A 17,300-nucleotide genomic window follows, 5' to 3' on the forward strand; every position below is an offset into this window, starting at 1 on the left:
ACAGCTGGCCTTGGAAAAAAAGTAAAAGAATTATGACAGATGGCGCGTGAATGGTGCACACTCTCCCCCACCAATACCCCCTAACCGCCAATATATTCTTTATTTGGCCCATATCCGGGGCAGAAGGCAATCAAGCCCCCCTCACTCCACGCGCAAACGCTCCTCCAGGGTCTGGTCCAACCGCACATTGAACGCCGCAAGCACTTTGTCCACTGCAACCTGGCCCAGGTCAGCGCCTTTTCTCTTGCGTACGTCCTTGACCATGGCGCAAATCACTCTGGCCTTTTCATCCTGGGACTGCCACCCCTTGAGTCCTGCCAGGACAGCGGCTTCCTCCATGCTCTGCTGCGGCGGTTCTTGCCGGGGGTGATCGCGCTTCAATATCAAATGCGCCCCTGGTCCGTCCTGGGCGTGAAACCACAGGTCATACTGGCTGGCGGCCTGGCTGAGCAATTTGTGATTGGCGGCCTTGTTCCGCCCTCGTATGAGTAAAAAACCATCCGAGGTCCTGAAACGTTGCACGCCTTTGTCATCCTTGCCAGCATCCTTTCGCTTCTTACCACCCTTCTGCTCTGGCGCCGGCTGTCTTGGAGGGGGCGACGATTCCAACGATGCAGGCGTCTTGCCGGAGCGCAGGGCTTCCAGCTCTTCCTGCATCAGTCTATGCCTTGCGGCAACAAGGGGCAGCCCCCGTTCACCCTTTGCAGCCAGCCGGAAAAAACGGGCCATATTCTCGGCAATAGTCAGCGAGGGGTCCAGATCGATGGTTATGTTTGGCAATGTGCCGGACGCATCAGGTTCCACGTCCTGCACTTCTATAGAATGGAGTTTGCGCCCCTGTTCGAGTTGCCAGAGAGACGCTTGCAACGCCTGCCCTTTTTTGCGCAAGGCCACGAGACCGCGCATGCGTTCCTCTTCCTGAGCCAGCTTTGCCAGAGCTCGCTTGCGCTTTTTGAGCGCTTTTTTGCGCTCCTGGCGATCGCCGGCATCCTCCAGTTGGGAAAATCTGGAGAAAACAGCGACAGCACCGGCGTGGGCAGCAGCCTGCCAGGCAGTCGGGAACTCACGGTGCAATGCATTTTTGGCAAGGGAGGCAGGCAGCGCCCAGGGAAGCGCCTCGACGCGAGGGCCATCGCCATCCGGGGCATCTTCGTAAATATATACGTGATAGCCTGAGGAGTTGCCGTCCTTAAGCGCATTGTAGAGAGAAAGGGCTGCATCTGCAGGCAAAGCAGTCAGGGTTTTACGCAAGGCGGGAGAGACGTGGGGGTGTTCGCGCCAGAGATGCGACGCCTCAAGCACCGTATCCATATCCGGCCAAGACGGCTCGTTGTCAAAACCTGCGGGGAGTTCCGGCTCCAGACGCATTCCTTCGCGCAAATCCAAAACCAGGAAACCGCGCTCCAGCCCTGAGAGCTCCCAGGCAAGACGCCGGCCCGGCCAGTCGCAATGCTGGTCCCTGAGCCTGCGTCCCTGCAGCCGTTTGCGCAGCCACATGACGCCGGCCTCTGGAGAGTCGGGATTCCGCGGTTTTTCCGCGCTGGTAAAGAGCCAGGGGTCCTTGTTGCCGTGCCGCAAAAGAAGGTAACGGCCCATGGGGCCGTTACCGATATCGATGGTGTGAACGCCGGGACAGGGGCTATATATCTTCTGCAGGCGCCTGCCACAGAATTCGGGCTCCAGCTCCCGGGCAAAATGGCGAAATAGATGAGAATCCATGCGCGTTCACAGCCTTGGGCAAAAATGACGCAGCCACCCGGGAAAAAATGCAGCCATGAACCGGCCGCAGTAAGCAACAGACAATGGGTCCGTTACTCCCCTCGCAGGGTTTCTTCCTCTTCTTGCTTGCTCTTGCATTTGATGCAGAGCTTGGTCACAGGGCGGGCCTTGAGGCGAGGGATACTGATATCTTCGCCACATTCATCGCAAATGCCGTAGGAACCGTCCTCAAGACGCTGCAGGGCGCTCTGGATCTTTTTGATCAGACGGCGTTCGCGGTCACGCAGGCGCAGCACGAAGGCCCGATCAGACTCCATAGTAGCCCGGTCGGCGGGATCAGCGAAAACTTCCATCGTATCGGTCATATCCTCGATGGTTGCGTCGCTCTTCTCCAACACGTCCTGCAACATCCCCGTCAGGTGCTCACGAAAGAAATCAAGGTCTTTCTGATCCATATACTCCTCCTGAAACGGGAGCGCGACAACCGCACCCCCTACTGATGCGACATGGTCCATCCTCAGCTCCATGTCTCATCAAAGCGTCTGCGTATAGTACAAATCTAACAAGAAAGTAAAGCTGATGAATCTTATTTTGAATATCGAACAGTTATATCAATCACGCTCAGCCCATGAAACATGCCCAGCGCCTTCTCCGTAAAATCTCAATATGCTTGCCTCCTTTTGCACAGAGTCGTACAACCCTGGTCATGAGCCAGATATATCGCACTGACATTGCCGCGGCCGTGCTCTCCGCCATCTTTAATGGAGACACTCCCCTTTCCGATGTAACCATCGGGTCGCATTTGCTGGCCGTACGCGGTACTGCAGACGGGGGTGCAGCCGCCAGCCATATCGGCATGGCATCCCGGGTAGACCATCTTGGGCACCACAACAACGCGGTGGCTGGAGACACAAAACTTCCCAACACCCCGATCACCCTGGGCGAACTTGCACACCTTCTGACCGATCCTCCTGAAAATGTGCCCGCACTCGGTCTGGAAGCCAACGATCCGCTGCTCACCAGCTCCCTTGCCCTGGCTGCTGTCAACGCGCTACTGCCAACACCGCCTGCAGCCGCCCCAAAAAAGGGGCAGGATTTGATTCTTGAGAAGGGCCAAGGCAAGCGCGTCGTGGTGGTGGGGCATTTTCCCTTTGTAGAGCGCCTTGCCGGTGAATTTGCCAGCTTCGACGTATTGGAACGCAACCCGAAGCCGGGAGACCTTCCTGCTGCTGAAGCCGAGCGCATCATGCCCCTGGCCGATGTGGCGGCAATTACCTCCACAACCATCAGCAACGGTACCTTGGCCGGCCTGCTGACCCTTTGCCGCAAAGACTGCTTTGTGGTGCTTTTGGGTCCCAGCACACCATTTGCGCCGGGGTTGTTCGACCTGGGTGTAGACGCCCTCGCAGGGGCCACCGTCACAGCCCAGAGCAAGGTACTGGACGGCATACTGGATGGCCGCCCCTTCAAAGGGCTGGATGGAGTCCAATCACTTATGTGGCTGCGGGATTAGCAAAACAGCATCCCCGGCAAACAGACTGCCCACGGTTTTTGGTGAAAAAACCGGAATCAGGTGATTGCGACGGATGCTCTTTCGCCACATTTCTCGGCGAGAATTGCAGGCATCAGTATTCGAGAATGAGGTCCTGCACCACGCGCTCCCCGTTCTGATGCGCACGTGAGCGGCTTTTGAAATCGTAGGAGGGAAGCCCCTGCGGGTAATAGTTTTCGTAGGCCGACAGGGTGTCGCGATCCACAGGGAGAAGTGTAAAGGGGCGCGATTGGTCTGAAACAATACTTCCATAGCGCAGAAAATCATGCAGCAGCACCAGGGCGTACCCCCCTGCCATCCATTCGCCGCCGATATCAAAGGTGATTTCACCGTTGCGCAGGCCAAATACATTGCCAGGCGCCAGTCCCATGGCTGTTACGGCCACTTTGCGACCTGGATTCACCCCAAGGGATACTAACGATTCCACGGCCATGCGCGCGCCTTTGGCATCGCCCCCCCAAATTGCGCCAAGGCCCGGCCACTTTTTGAAGATTTCAGGAAGCCTTGCGGGCAGTTCCCTGGCGCTGCACACGCAAACGAGCTCTGCATTCGGATATCCGTCCACTGCCCGCCGCAATCCCTGCAAACGTTCAATACGCCCCATGCTGTCTTTATCAGGCTCAACCGCCAACAATTGCACCCGTCCGTCTGCCGTACGGGGGGCGGAATCCAATGCAGCATCCGCAGCCCTGGCGGCGGCATCTTCCCAGTCCGGCCCTACCCAGGCCAGATAATAAGGCTGGCGCCCCGGCTCTACGCCGCCGACAGGTTCCAGGGTCGCCACAACGGGAATGCCCGCATCGTTGGCGCGCTTGATCATTTCAGCGCCCACCCCGTAACCAGCGGTGACGATGAGTCCGTCCACGCCCATATCTATGAGGGCCTGGGTATGGCCGATCATGCCCAGAGATTCACTACGGGCATCCCGCTCTTCGAGATCAATGCCCAAATCCTCTGCGCCTCTCTCGATAAACGAAAGATAGGTCACCCAGAACATGCTCTGCGAGTCAGGAACAACCACGCCGATGCGCAATGCCCAAGAAGGCGTTGCGAACAGCAGGCAAACAAGCACAATGACGAGTTTGGCAAACACTTTCATGCCTTTTCCAATGGCACAGCCTCTTGCGAAAAGCAATCACTGGGGTGACAAGGTCAATGCATGGCAATTTTTCCTGCTCACAACGGCTGCCCCTGTCTTGCCCCTGTAAGCAGCATGCGCTACACACCAGAACTATGGATATGCCTGAAATATTTCCCACTCCAGAGATATGGTATGAGCACCGGGTGTCCTATGGCGAGACGGATGCCATGGGGCTTGCCTATTACGGTGAATATTTTCATTTTTTCGAGCGCGCCAGGGGTCACTACATTCGCGAACTGGGAATGAGTTACGCCGAAGTGGAGAGAAAGGGCGTGCTGCTCCCTGTACGCGAAGCAGGCTGCCGCTACCGCTCCAGCGCACGGTACGATGACAAGATATGGATACGCACCGGCATAAGCCGCTGGCGCAAGGCATCCCTTATTTTTGTTTACGAACTATGGGACGCTGATAAGAAAACGTTGCTGGCCAAAGGTTTTACCGAGCACGCCTGCGTAGGTAAGGAGGGCAAGCCAACCCGGTTTCCCCAATGGTTCATAGATTTTTTTAACCACGGGCAATAAAAATGAAGCGCAACAAAACAAGCAAGCGACTGCCCAACATGGTGGCAGTCCGCCCTTTTTTGCTGTTGATTCTTGTTGTTTCGCTACTTCTTGCCTTCCGCATTCTCCAACCATTTTTGAACCCGATCATTCTGGCCGTGGTTCTGGCAGCCCTGTTCAACCCCCTGCAACGCCGCATCCGCAAATATCTACCTGATTCCAAGAACCTGTGCGCGCTCTTGATGGTGGTGCTCATTTCCGTTGTCATCATGCTGCCGCTGCTCGTATTTCTTACGGCGCTGGTGGACCAGGCCATCCAGGTCAGCGCCCAGGTAAAAGACTGGATGCAGTCCGGAGAATTGCAGCATCTTGAACAAAATAAGTACGTGGTCGATGCAATGAACTGGGTGCAGGCCAAACTCCCGTTCATCAAATTTGAGGACATTGATATCCAGGCCTATGCGCTTCAAGGAGCCAAATTCCTGAGCGAGGCGTTTTTACGGCACAGTGCAGGCATCGCCGGCAATCTGGCCACGCTGCTGACCTACTTTTTCGTCATGATGTTCATCGTCTTTTACCTGCTGCGCGATGGCGAAGAAATGGTCAAACGCATCAAACATCTCTCCCCCTTGCGAGAAGAACAGGAAAACCGGATTTTCGCCAAAATTTCAGCGGTATCGCGCTCCGTCTTCATGGGCAGTCTGCTGACGGCATGTCTGCAAGGGGTTGCGGCGGGCATTGGTATGGCCATTGTAGGTATTCCGGCTCTGTTCTGGGGCACAATGCTGGCCTTTGCCTCCCTGGTTCCCGTAGTGGGAACAGCCCTTATCTGGATTCCGGCCACTGGCTATCTGCTGCTCATCGGCAGTTGGAAATCCGCCATCTTCTTCGGGCTGTGGTGTGCTGTGGTGGTGGGCTCCATAGACAACTTTTTGCGCCCCATGTTTATGCGGGGGCAGGCTGGCATGAGCCCGTTTTACATCTTTTTGGCGATTCTCGGGGGCGTGCAGATATTTGGCCTGGCCGGGCTCCTTTATGGGCCGCTCATCATAGGCTTCGCCATGATCATGCTGCTGATTTACGAAGAAGAATTCCGTGTGTTTCTTGAGGAAAAGGATAAAGCCACCGTACCGCCCCCTGGCATTGAAGCGCCCCATGCGCCTTTGAAGTCAGCCCCTCCTGTACGGCAGTCCTCTCATCGCTTTGCCCTGCGACGCACAAGGCGGCGCTGACCAAAAACCTTCACGCTTTCACCAAGTATAATGAAGACAATGCAAACTGCAGAGCCCCAACGGGTGGTCATGCCTTTTCGTCGCGCCCTGCCGTGGCTTTTGCTGGTAATGACTATTTTTTTCCTGAACTTCGTGTCCAGGGCTATTTTTTCACCCCTTATGCTCTCCATTGAGCAGGACCTTGGAATCAACCACGCTCAGGCCGGGGGGTTTTTCCTTATGGTGTCCCTGGGGTACAGCGTGGCCCTGGCAGGATCGAGCTTTCTTTCAAGCCGGCTCACACACAGAAACTGCGTCATCCTGGCCGCCATCTGGATGGGCGCTGGGCTTTTGGCCGTGGGGCATGCACGCTCGCCGATTTTGCTGCAGGCCGCGCTGTTTTTCTTTGGTTGCAGTGGTGGTGTCTACCTGCCCTCGGGTATTGCAGCCATAACCAGCCTTGTGCGTGAAAAGGACTATGGCAAGGCCATATCCGTACACGAACTGGCGCCGAACCTGAGCCTTTTTTTGGCGCCGCTCATTGCAGAAGCCTTCCTGCGTTTCACGGACTGGCGCGGCGTCATGAATCTCCTTGGCTACGCATGCCTGGCCATGGCGGTTATTTTCTTTTTCATAGGCAAAGGCGGCCGGTTCAAAGGCAAAGCCCTGAACCTCTCCAGAATGACCGCCATCATCCGCATGCCTGCTTTCTGGATCATGGGCGTCATGTTCTGCATGGGTGTCGGCGCGAGCATCGGCCCCTACAGTATGCTGCCATTGTTCCTGGTAAACGAACGGGGGCAGACAGCAGACTTTGCCAATACGTTGCTTGCTTTTTCCCGTGCGCTCACGCCGGTCACCGTTATCATTGCCGGCATAGCCTCTGACAGGCTGGGCCCTGCGCGGACCATTGCGCTTTATCTGGCGCTTACAGGCATCTCCACAACCCTTCTCGCCCTGCCAGCAGGTGGGTGGTTGTATGCTGTGGTGCTTATTCAGCCCATATTCTCAGCCTTGTTCTTCCCTGCCGGTTTCGCCGCCATCTCCATGGCCTTCCCTCCGGAAGAACGCAGTGTCGCCATATCACTCATTGTGCCCTTAGGCATATTGGGAGGTATGGGTTTTATCCCCACAATGCTGGGCGTTGCCGGAGACATGGGCAGCTTTGCAACGGGATTCATACTGCTCGGCCTGTTGCTTATGGCAGCCATGCCGCTGCTCTTCTTTCTCAGTAAAGCAATACGCACGCCGGCCTGCCCAGCTTGACAGACCAGGAACGAGCACCTACTTCATTTCCAGCATTACGAGGCGAACACTACGAAATCTTGCGGGCAAAGCCCCTTTTAACCCAGGGGTGCGGCCCGGTCGGAACAATCCAGCCTGGATCCTTTCGACCATATTTACCCGCCAACCCAAAGACCAAGGAGACCATCACCCATGGCCTATGACGTACGTCTGCTTAAATTGATTAACGGCGAAATGGTGATCGGAAAATACGCTGAAGACGAAAACAAGCTCAAAGACGTTGCTTTGCTGCAGACCGTTCCCACCCAGCAAGGCGCCCAAATGATGTTGCTGCCTTTTGGCTACCCTTTTGAGCAGGAAATCGACGGTGAAATTTCCCTGGATCACGTGATTTACGAATACAAGAAATTCCCCGACGAATTGAAGAACAAGTATCTTGAAGCCGTCAGCAACCTGACCCTGTCGACTGCTGCCGACCTCAAGAACCTCAACGCCATGGGCGGCGGAGGCAACCTCGGCGGCTCCGTAGGCGATCTGTTCAAAAAATAGTCACATAACAGCACCAGGGAAACGAGCCTTACGAGGCTTTACTACGCCTGTTACCGGCCGCTTGCGCCCCGCGCTGCAGGCGGCCTTTTTATCTCTATGAAAGAACTGCTCCAGCTATTTCCCAGGCCCAGCCACTACCTTGGCTGCGAGCCAGGCAGTGTGCGCAAAGATCCGGCAACGGTCAGCGCACGCGTTGCCCTGGCTTTCCCCGATCTTTATGAAGTCGGCATGTCCTATACGGGGCAGGCGCTGCTCTACAACGCCGTCAACCGCATACCCCACCTGTGGGCGGAACGCGCTTACGCCCCCACTGTGGAAGCGGCCCAAGTCCTCAAGGAACATGGCGCGCCCCTGTGCACTTTGGAGTCTGATACGCCCCTTGCAGAGGTGGACGCCATCGGTTTCCACCTGACCCATGAGCTTTGCTACACCAATGTGCTCTTCATGCTGGACCTGGCTGGCATACCCCTGCACAGCACAGATCGCTTATCGCGCCCTTTGGGGGAGCTGCCCCTTGTTCTGGCAGGTGGCGGATGCGCCTTTAACGCTGAACCAGTTGCGCCTTTTCTGGACATGCTTGTTTTGGGCGATGGCGAAGTGATACTGCCGGAAATCCTGGAAGCCCTCGCCGCTGCCAAGGAACGAGGCTGCACCATGGAAGAATTCCTGCGCGACCTGGCAGGCACGCCTGGCGTATACGTTCCCGCATTTTTCCAGGAAAAAGACGGCGCGGTAACGCCACTTCTTGAAGGATACGAACAGGTGGAGAAGCGTCTGGCCATGGACCTGGACGCGCTGCCCTATCCTTCCCAGGGGCCACAGCCCTTTGGCGCAGTGCACGACCGTCTGACCATAGAAATCGCACGCGGTTGCACCAGGGGGTGCCGCTTTTGTCATGCGGGCATCGTCTATCGCCCCGTCCGGGAGCGCAGCCTTGAGCGCTTGCAGGAGATCATGGCTCAAGGGCTTGCTGCAAGCGGCTATGGGGAAATGTCTTTTCTTTCCCTTTCCACAGGTGATTTTTCCGCGCTGGGTGGATTGTTCAACCAGAGCATAGAGCGTTGCCGGGCGGAGCAGGTAAGCATCTCCCTGCCCTCGCTGCGCGTGGGGTCTGTCAATGAAGACCTTATGGAGCAGATTGCCGGCATTCGCCGCACGGGCGCGACCCTTGCCCCTGAAGCCGGCAGCCAGCGGTTGCGCGATGTCATCAACAAGGGCGTTACGGAAGAACAGCTTCTGGAGCATGCCGCCATGCTCTTTCGCCACGGATGGCGCTCTGTAAAGCTCTATTTCATGATCGGCCTGCCCAGTGAGACCCAACAAGACCTGGAAGCCATCGTAGACCTTTGCCTCAAGGTGGAGAAAGCCGCCATGGCTGCCGCTGGAGAAGGCGCAAAACATCGCATGCAGGTCACAGCAGCCATTTCACCTTTTGTGCCCAAGCCGCACACCCCTTTTCAATGGGAGCGCCAGCTTTCGCTAGAGGAAATCCGTGAACGTATCGGCTGGCTGCGGGAGCGCTTCCGCCGCCACAAGCGACTCAAAATGCGCTGGCATACTCCGGAAATGAGCTGGCTGGAAGGCATCTTTTCCCGTGCAGGACGCTCTTTGGCTCCCGTTGTGGAACGAGCCTGGGAAAAGGGCGCCCTGTTCAGTTCCTGGAACGACCATCTGAACATAGATATGTGGCGCGAGGCGCTTGCCGAATGTGGTTTCACTCCGGAAGACCAGGCGGCCCTGCAAGGCGCGCGCCCGTTGGATGCGCCCTTGCCATGGGACCATCTGCTCACAGGTGTGGAAAAGCGCTTTTTGCTGACGGAGCGCCAACGCGCCCTTGGCGATGGTCCAGGAGCAACCGGCGGCAAGTTATCACCCGACTGCCGCTTTGGCGACTGCCGCTCCTGTGGCGTATGCACCTTCAAGGGGCGCACCTCCACCTTGCAACGCCAGGCAGCGGATATGGAAATTTACCCCGTTACCAACCTGGCGGCCAGAGATCAGGAAAACGCTCCGGTGAAGCCGGAAGAAACAAGCGAAGCCACTGCGACAAACAAGCCCGACTTACCAGAAATCGGGCAACGCAACCTGCACAACAAAGCGCAGCATTTGCGACTGTGGTATTCCAAACATGGTGGCGCTGCGTATCTGAGCCAACTGGAATTGCAGAGTGTTTTCGAGCGGGCCATGCGACGAGGGCGCTTGGCGTTGAGCTTTTCCCAGGGGTACCACCCGTTGCCGCTTCTCTCCTTTTCCAGAGCCCTGCCTGTGGCGGTGGAAAGCGACTGTGAATATCTCGACCTGTTTTTACGCGAAGAAGTAGCAGTTGATGCTGTTTGCGATCTGCTCGCCCCCGCCCTCCCTGCAGGGCTCATTTGTGAGCGGGCTGAATCATTGCCCATGACGGGCAAGCAGCCGCAATCCGTTGCTGAAGAATATCTGCTGGAGCTGGATGCACCACAAGAGGTATGTGAACGCTTTTATCAGGCATGGGAGTCGTTTGCGGCGCTAGAACATTTTGCCTGGAGCCGTGAAACAAAAAAAGGGTTACGCACCCGTGACATCCGCCCTTTGTTTGCCAGGATAACGCCCACGCCGCCACAGTCTGGCAAACTCGGGTGCGCCGTGCACCTGCTAATGGACTGGCGTGAGGTCTACATTAACCCCCTGGCAATGGCCAAGGCCATTCTGGAGGGCAGCACGCCCACACATGCCTTGAAACTTTCCAAACTGAAGCAGATTTTCCCTGATGCAATAGCTGCCTGTGGGCTTAGCTAACGAGACAACCAACAGGGGGCGGATGCATGCTGCATTTCGCCCTCTTCTTTCATAAAGCGCCTCCCCCCCTCTTCACCGCCCCAGACGTATGGCTTTCCGACTTGATTTCCTCCTAAAACGTTTCCTTATCTAAGCCAAGCACCTTCTTTTCCTAATTTTGAGAGGAATTCATTGCCATCAATCTCGCTGTGTATTATATTCTAATTATACTTTTATTAAGCTGTGTTGATACTTAGAGTGCTCTTAACGATTGGGCATCCAGAAGTATTACCTTAGCACAGCACGAAAGCAGGGGGGAACTATGAAAAGCCATACCAATGGGCAAGTGCAAGCAGTGCTCTCAAGTAATGAAAATGTTTCCATTCCACCCCGCAAGTCTGTACTCTTAAAGATTATCATCCTCGTAATTTTGGGATTGTTGCTGGAAGCAACCTTTTTCTATTTTTACATACAAATTGATCTTTCCTCCTTTTCAAAAGAGCAGGCGACACAGTCAAAAGAATTTATCTACCAGGAAGAAAAAACAAAACTGCAAGACCTGGTAACCATGGCGTACAGTGTCGTGGAATCGTATTATCAACAAACCCAGGATATTGAGCATCTTAAGGCAACTGAAGCGGAAAAGCTCAAAAAAATTATTGATTCCGTATACACGCTTGCCCAGGAATACTACCGGGAGCACAAGGACGAAATGCCCAGAGAGCAATTGCTCGAAGACATCAAAAACCTTGTTGCTGCGGTACGCTATGACGGGGGGAACTACATTTGGATAAACGACACCACGTCAAAAATGGTGATGCACCCCATCAATCCCAAGCTAAACGGTCAGGACCTTACAGACTTTGCAGATCCGCAAGGAACCAGACTTTTTGCGGAAATGGTCAAGGTCAGCAAGGAAAAGGGCGAAGGCATGGTGGCTTACCTCTGGCCCAAGCCAGGGGCCACTGAACCAACCGCCAAGGTCTCTTACGTCAAGCTGCTGCCAGAACTAGGCTGGATTTTGGGAACAGGATCTTGGGTTGCAGACCTTACCAATGAAATGAAAGCAAAGGCGCTGGAGCAACTTTCCGAAATGCGCCTTGAGGATGGCAATTACTTTTGGGTCACCGATGTTTCCCCCACCATGGTAATGCACCCAACCAATCCCCAACTCGACGGAAAAGACCTCTCAGCAATCAAAGATCCCCGCGGAACAGCCCTTTTTGTTGAAATGGCCGAAATCGCCAAAAAAGAAGGCGAAGGCGTGGTTGACTATTACTGGGGCAAGCCCGGCGAACAAGGCGATTTCCCCAAACGCTCCTATGTCAAACTTTTCAAGCCCTGGGGCTGGGTCATCGGCATGGGCTTGTATATGGATGAAGTCGACGCAATAGTTGCGAACAACCAGCAGGACTTCATGGACTCTATCAATAGTCTGTTACAAAGGGCGCTGCTGGCCATGGGCGTATTCGTACTCGTTGTGATCGGCATTCTGGTCGTATTCATACGGCGCGATTTGAATACTCCCCTGCGCTCTCTGGTGGCGTACTCCGGGGATATTGCTTCCGGGAATCTGGACGTTGCCATACAGGGGCGCTTCAAAGGTGAAATCCTGCGACTCAAGGAATCACTTCAATCCATGGTGGCCAGTTTGCAGGCGAAAATGCAGGAGGCCGACGACAAAAGCCGCGAGGCGGCTGCGGAAGCAGAGCTTGCTCGCAAAGCCACTGCGGAAGCAGACGAAGCGCGCCAGCAGGCGGAAAAGGCAAAGCGTGAAGGCATGCTGGAAGCAGCCGGCACCCTGCAGGATATTATTTCCAGGCTCTCCTCTTCTTCAGAAGAGCTTTCCATCCAGGTTGAGGAAATAAATCGCGGTACGGAGACGCAGAAACAACGCATCAGCGAAACCGCCACCGCCATGGAGCAGATGACCGCAACTGTGCTGGAAGTGGCGCGCAACGCGGCAGATTCTGCGGAAAACGCCGACGCCACCATGCAGGAAGCACATAATGGCGCGGAGGTAGTAGAACGCTCCATAAAGGCCATTTCCAGTGTGCATGATTTAGCCATGACCCTGAAAACAGACATGGACGAACTTGGACAACAGGCAGAAGCGATCGGCCAGATTATGAATGTCATCAACGACATCGCCGACCAGACCAACCTGCTGGCCCTGAATGCCGCCATTGAGGCTGCACGGGCGGGCGAGGCCGGAAGAGGCTTTGCCGTAGTCGCGGATGAAGTGCGCAAATTGGCTGAAAAGACCATGGCCGCCACCAAGGAAGTCGGCAATTCCATCTCTGCCATCCAAAACGCCACCCGTAACAATACAGAAAGTGTGGAGCGCGCCGTGGAAGTTGTTATCCAGGCTACAGACCTTGCCGGGAAATCAGGGGAGTCCTTGCAGCAGATACTGCGGCTTTCCGAATCCACGGCAGACAAGGTGCGGTCCATTGCCACGGCGTCAGAGGAGCAAAGCGCAGCTTCGGAAGAAATCAACAATGCTATTGAAGAGGTCAATGGCATTGCCACCATCACTGCCGAAAGCATGGGAGAATCGACCCTCGCCCTGCAAACACTCTCCGAGCAGGCTGGCGACCTTCAGGAGCTGATTTTACGCATGCAGCGTGAAAACTCCTGATTAAGGATGAATAACAAAGCCCCCCGGCGGTTCACTACCACCAGGGGCTTTTTAGCGTTCACAATGCCGCGCCGGTCTGATTAGTCACTACTCTTCTGCTTTCAGGCGCTCGCCGCCGCTTCAATCATGACCTTGCGCACCAGTTGCGGCACATCCAGAATAAGGGCCATGGTGCCGTCACCTTTTATGGTAGCGCCAGAAAATTCCTCCACATCACGGAACATGCGGCCCAGGCTTTTTATGACGGTCTGTTGCTGCCCTATCACTTCGTCAACCACGATACCGGTAACCGTGTTCTCATCCCCAACGATGATTATCTGCTCTATGTCGGGCTGTTCACCGTGAATCTCGAACCACTCCCGCAAACGGATGTAAGGGACGATGGCATCGCGAAGGTTGATGAGTCTTTTGCCGTTGCCGCCCGCATCCGAGCCTCTGTCAGCACCGGTCAACTCCACACATTCCTGCACAGCCGCAAGGGGAATTACGAAATACTCATCGCCAACACGGACTTGCAGCCCCTCGATGATGGCGAGGGTAAGGGGGAGCTTCACAGTCACGGTTGTGCCTGCGCCTTCTTCGCTTTCTATGTCCACGCTCCCACGCAATGCCTCTATACCACGTTTGACCACATCCATCCCTACCCCACGGCCTGAAACGCTGCTGACTTTCGCTGCCGTGGAAAAGCCCGGATGAAAGACAAGTTTATAAATTTCCTTGTCACTGAGTGCTGCAGGGTCAGAAATCAGATTTCTTTCAACGCCCTTGGCTGCGATGCGCTCCCTGCTCATGCCGCGGCCGTCATCAAAAATCCTTATCAGAACGTGCCCCCCTGAATGTTCTGCCGAAAGCACTATGGTGCCTTTGGAAGGCTTGCCCGCGGCAATCCGCTGCTCGGGGCTCTCCAGCCCATGGTCAATGCTGTTACGCAGCAGATGCACCAAGGGATCGCCAAGCTGTTCGATAACCGTCTTATCCAGTTCGGTATCAGCCCCATGCGTGTGCAACTCCACCTCTTTGCCCAATTCGTGGGAAAGGTCGCGAACCAACCGACGGAAACGGTCAAAGGTGGTGCCAATGGGCAGCATGCGCATGCTCAGGGTTCTGTCCCGCAACGAACTCGAAAGCAATTCAAGTTCCTCTGCAACACCTTGCAGTTGCGGATTGTGGCTCTGGGCGGAAAGCTGCATCAATCTGGCCTGGGCAATAACCAGCTCACCCACAAGCGCGACCATGTCGTCCAGTTTATAGGCGTCCACGCGAATACTTGTTGCGACTTCTTTACGAGGTGTTTGGGAACGTTCAGTTTTCTCACATGAGGGATCGTCAGCGGCCTCCTCCATGCTCCCTTCTTCCTGTGCCGCATCCGGCGGAACCGGAACCGCCACAGGAGAGACAACGGACGCCGGCTCAAAAGAAGGCGACGGCAATTCCTCGCTTTCGGACACAACCGTCATGGAATCCTGAAGCGGTGGAGGGGGTGTAATGTCATGAGAAGCAAACGCTTCAGAAGAGGCGTCTTTATTTTTTGAACGTTCCTCAAAAGGATGGGACGAAGATTCTGCGATTCCCTGCACTGGCGAAATATGGTGCTCTTCAAGCCAGGCGGCTGCGTCGCTCACTTCCTTGAATGCAATGTCACTCATGTCCTCAACAAAAATGAAGGCGTCACGAATGGCGTTCTTATCCTGGCTTGTTGTGAGCAAGACCTCCCACCACAAAACACAGGATTCCGGCTCCATACTTTCAAGAGGGGGCACAGCATCATCCCGGACCACGACGACACATTCACCCGCTTCGTTCAAATCACGGAGCTCATCGAGGATGGCCAATGGATCGGCATGTACCAAGAGCCCCTCACCACTGGGGCGGAAGCGAATGGAGTATGTTGTGAGAACCGCCGCTGCCCTGCCATCGTCTTCCGGTATTGGCGTCGGGCGACCAGCGTTGTGTACATTTGCTGAGGAGTCCTCTTTTACAGAGGCTTGCGATGGGGCGTCTTCCCTTTCTGTCAGGGTCGCGGCCTTTTCCACCCCTGTGACGAGATTCTTGATGCGGCGCATCACTTCATGTGACGCATGCTCGTCAGCATCTTCCGGCGCGTCGATCAACAACCAAATATGGTCACGCGCCTCCAGCCCCAGGTCCAGCAGATCCCGGCTGACGGCCAACTTGCCGTTACGCACCAGATCAAAGGCTGTTTCCACTTCGTGGGTAAGATTCGCAACTTTATCCAGGCCGAACATATTGGCAGCGCCTTTCACCGTGTGCATGGCGCGAAAGACGCGGTTCACCAAGCCTATATCGTCGGGAGATTCTTCAAGCTCAAGCAGCGCCGTTTCCATTTCGGTCAATAGCTCAGAAGCTTCTTCCCGTATCTGGCTGCTTATTTCCGGATCGAGTTTGCGAATCATGTTTCCAATGGCCTCTCAACTATCGCAATACATCAGGATTTGAAGATACCTTGGAAACCGTCCTGCATTCTGTGGCTGAGTCCCGCCCTGTTGGCGACATCCAAAACAGGCTCGGGTACCTGATCGGCCACTATGAAAGAGCGCCCCCTGCTTTTTGCAGAATGCCTTGCAGCAAAAAGCAGCTGCAGCAGTGCAATGTCCGCCTCTTCCACCTGCGCAAGGTCCAGGGTCAGTTCTTCGCAGCGATCCAAGCCCTGTAACAAAGCGTTTTTCAAAGCGGCGCCGTTCTCTATGGTGGCCTTGCCATGCAGGAAAAGCGTGCCGCTCTTGCCCGCGCCTGAAAGGGAGTAGAATTCTCCACTCACTTCAAAAGGGGCGGCATCGGAAGCACCCATAGCCGGTGCAGCAGCATCTTCGCCATCCAAAACCTCAGCCGGAGCCTCGTCCGGGGACTCTTCCGGGGCAGGCGCCACAGTCAGCTCTGCAGCTTCTTCCGGGGGTGATGCCGGATTATCTTCAAGTTCAGGAGCCTGGGGATTTTCAGGCGTATCAAATCCACTCATCAAGGAAGGATGTGGCGTAAGCGGCTCCACATTGCCGCCGGAAGCAGTGCGGCTCGACATCGCCAGGTCAAGTTCCCGCTCAAGCGCATCAAGGTCATCGGCGCTTACAGGCTTGCGTTCGTTTGAAGTCTGAGAAGAAGTTTCCTGCGGCTGAGGCTCACTTCCCTCTTCAATGTGGTGGATGTATTTTTCATCCACCTGAAAAATCGCTTTGCACAATTCTGGTTCCAGGATTGTTGCATACAGCACATAAAACGGAAGACGGTTGGAAAATTCCCCCTCCAGATCACCCACGGCCCGCAAATCCATACGACAATCCAGAATCAGACCGCTCTTTTCCAGATTGCGCAGCAGATCAAAAGGCGTCTTGTCCAGTCTATGCACATCGTGAATAAGGTCGTATTCGACCATATAGATGAAATTGCCCCCTTTCCTGGCCTGTTTCAGATCGTATTCCGAAAGGGTAAAAAGATCGCGTCCTACAGGCAAATCAATGTTTGCGGGTTTTGTCACGTCCGCCTTCGATTCTTCAGGCAATCCACTCTGGACAAGGGCAGTCAGCATCGCCACCTGATCAGAAATATCCATGCTGTCGCTTTCTTGCACATTGTCCACAAGATCCTGCAATCTGTCGAAACACCGCAACACGATACCGATAACGTCGGAAGTAGGCTGCAACTCACGGCAACGCATCAGGTCCAGCACGTTTTCAATCTTGTGTGCAAGGTCGCGTATGTTATCCAAGGCCAGAAACCCGGCACTGCCCTTTATGGAGTGTGCAGTACGGAAGACCTTGTTCACGAGTTCGGGATCGAAATCAGGATTGGCTTCCTCGATGTCCAGCAGGTCGGTTTCAATCCCCGCGAGATGTTCCCTTGTATCCTCGAGAAACATTTCCAGGATATTGTCTTCCATTTCCAGCTCCCTTGCTTGCAGGATAAAGCGCTTCTCTTTTGTGAGAAGCTATATTCTTAATGCTACTCCCTAAAACAATGCGCAATTATTTTAGGG

General features: G+C 55.1%; 12 protein-coding genes. 7 read left to right on the plus strand and 5 right to left on the minus strand.

The genetic code is table 11. The features are described 5' to 3' along the window. Positions 1-141: 141 nt before the first annotated feature. Positions 142-1,719 (minus strand): NFACT RNA binding domain-containing protein, encoded by a 1,578-nt coding sequence (locus ACZ5EH_RS21280; RefSeq protein ID WP_464275864.1) that lies wholly within the window; start codon positions 1,717-1,719, stop codon positions 142-144. 92 nt (positions 1,720-1,811) lie between these two features. Beyond that, complete coding sequence (dksA, locus tag ACZ5EH_RS21285) at positions 1,812-2,174, minus strand: RNA polymerase-binding protein DksA (protein WP_464275865.1); 363 nt, start codon at positions 2,172-2,174, stop codon at positions 1,812-1,814. 251 nt (positions 2,175-2,425) lie between these two features. Between dksA and ACZ5EH_RS21290 the strand changes: the two genes are divergently transcribed. Further along, positions 2,426-3,232 carry a Rossmann-like domain-containing protein gene (locus tag ACZ5EH_RS21290; protein WP_464275866.1) on the plus strand — a complete coding sequence of 269 codons (807 nt, stop codon included), beginning with the start codon at positions 2,426-2,428 and terminating at the stop codon, positions 3,230-3,232. 112 nt (positions 3,233-3,344) lie between these two features. Here ACZ5EH_RS21290 and ACZ5EH_RS21295 read toward each other — a convergent pair whose 3' ends face one another. Continuing rightward, positions 3,345-4,370, minus strand: a complete 1,026-nt coding sequence (locus tag ACZ5EH_RS21295) for a substrate-binding domain-containing protein (protein ID WP_464275867.1) — start codon at positions 4,368-4,370, stop codon at positions 3,345-3,347. A 140-nt stretch (positions 4,371-4,510) separates the two neighbouring features. Between ACZ5EH_RS21295 and ACZ5EH_RS21300 the strand changes: the two genes are divergently transcribed. The 6 genes from ACZ5EH_RS21300 (at position 4,511) to ACZ5EH_RS21325 (ending at position 13,312) form a co-directional block, all read left to right on the plus strand. Further along, the gene (locus tag ACZ5EH_RS21300) at positions 4,511-4,933 is read left to right on the plus strand and encodes an acyl-CoA thioesterase (protein WP_464275868.1); all 423 of its coding nucleotides are present in this window, start codon (positions 4,511-4,513) and stop codon (positions 4,931-4,933) included. Between the two features lie 2 nt (positions 4,934-4,935). Continuing rightward, positions 4,936-6,144 carry an AI-2E family transporter gene (locus ACZ5EH_RS21305; RefSeq protein WP_464275869.1) on the plus strand — a complete coding sequence of 403 codons (1,209 nt, stop codon included), beginning with the start codon at positions 4,936-4,938 and terminating at the stop codon, positions 6,142-6,144. A gap of 30 nt (positions 6,145-6,174) precedes the next feature. Further along, positions 6,175-7,389, plus strand: coding sequence for an MFS transporter (locus ACZ5EH_RS21310; RefSeq protein ID WP_464275870.1), 1,215 nt, complete (start codon positions 6,175-6,177; stop codon positions 7,387-7,389). A 171-nt stretch (positions 7,390-7,560) separates the two neighbouring features. Next, positions 7,561-7,917: a hypothetical protein gene (locus ACZ5EH_RS21315; RefSeq protein ID WP_464275871.1), complete on the plus strand. Its 357-nt coding sequence runs from the start codon at positions 7,561-7,563 to the stop codon at positions 7,915-7,917. Positions 7,918-8,013: 96 nt separating this feature from the next. Next, a complete protein-coding gene (locus ACZ5EH_RS21320) occupies positions 8,014-10,692 on the plus strand; it encodes a TIGR03960 family B12-binding radical SAM protein (protein WP_464275872.1) in 2,679 nt (892 codons plus the stop codon). Positions 10,693-10,993: 301 nt separating this feature from the next. Continuing rightward, entirely contained in the window at positions 10,994-13,312 is a 2,319-nt protein-coding gene (locus ACZ5EH_RS21325) for a methyl-accepting chemotaxis protein (RefSeq protein ID WP_464275873.1), read from the plus strand. 101 nt (positions 13,313-13,413) lie between these two features. Here the strand turns inward: ACZ5EH_RS21325 and ACZ5EH_RS21330 are convergent, their stop codons facing one another. Both ACZ5EH_RS21330 and ACZ5EH_RS21335 read right to left on the minus strand, forming a co-directional pair. Beyond that, positions 13,414-15,726, minus strand: a complete 2,313-nt coding sequence (locus tag ACZ5EH_RS21330) for a chemotaxis protein CheA (RefSeq protein ID WP_464275874.1) — start codon at positions 15,724-15,726, stop codon at positions 13,414-13,416. A gap of 32 nt (positions 15,727-15,758) precedes the next feature. Next, positions 15,759-17,204 (minus strand): STAS domain-containing protein, encoded by a 1,446-nt coding sequence (locus tag ACZ5EH_RS21335; RefSeq protein ID WP_464275875.1) that lies wholly within the window; start codon positions 17,202-17,204, stop codon positions 15,759-15,761. Positions 17,205-17,300: the final 96 nt, after the last annotated feature.

The organism is Desulfovibrio biadhensis (genome assembly GCF_055388615.1).

Excerpts from the sequence above, each read along its gene's own strand:
- ACZ5EH_RS21280 (WP_464275864.1), bottom strand. The coding sequence starts at position 1,719 with ATGGATTCTCATCTATTTCGCCATTTTGCCCGGGAGCTGGAGCCCGAA.
- dksA (WP_464275865.1), bottom strand. The coding sequence starts at position 2,174 with ATGGATCAGAAAGACCTTGATTTCTTTCGTGAGCACCTGACGGGGATG.
- ACZ5EH_RS21290 (WP_464275866.1), top strand. The coding sequence starts at position 2,426 with ATGAGCCAGATATATCGCACTGACATTGCCGCGGCCGTGCTCTCCGCC.
- ACZ5EH_RS21295 (WP_464275867.1), bottom strand. The coding sequence starts at position 4,370 with ATGAAAGTGTTTGCCAAACTCGTCATTGTGCTTGTTTGCCTGCTGTTC.
- ACZ5EH_RS21300 (WP_464275868.1), top strand. The coding sequence starts at position 4,511 with ATGCCTGAAATATTTCCCACTCCAGAGATATGGTATGAGCACCGGGTG.
- ACZ5EH_RS21305 (WP_464275869.1), top strand. The coding sequence starts at position 4,936 with ATGAAGCGCAACAAAACAAGCAAGCGACTGCCCAACATGGTGGCAGTC.
- ACZ5EH_RS21310 (WP_464275870.1), top strand. The coding sequence starts at position 6,175 with ATGAAGACAATGCAAACTGCAGAGCCCCAACGGGTGGTCATGCCTTTT.
- ACZ5EH_RS21315 (WP_464275871.1), top strand. The coding sequence starts at position 7,561 with ATGGCCTATGACGTACGTCTGCTTAAATTGATTAACGGCGAAATGGTG.
- ACZ5EH_RS21320 (WP_464275872.1), top strand. The coding sequence starts at position 8,014 with ATGAAAGAACTGCTCCAGCTATTTCCCAGGCCCAGCCACTACCTTGGC.
- ACZ5EH_RS21325 (WP_464275873.1), top strand. The coding sequence starts at position 10,994 with ATGAAAAGCCATACCAATGGGCAAGTGCAAGCAGTGCTCTCAAGTAAT.
- ACZ5EH_RS21330 (WP_464275874.1), bottom strand. The coding sequence starts at position 15,726 with ATGATTCGCAAACTCGATCCGGAAATAAGCAGCCAGATACGGGAAGAA.
- ACZ5EH_RS21335 (WP_464275875.1), bottom strand. The coding sequence starts at position 17,204 with ATGGAAGACAATATCCTGGAAATGTTTCTCGAGGATACAAGGGAACAT.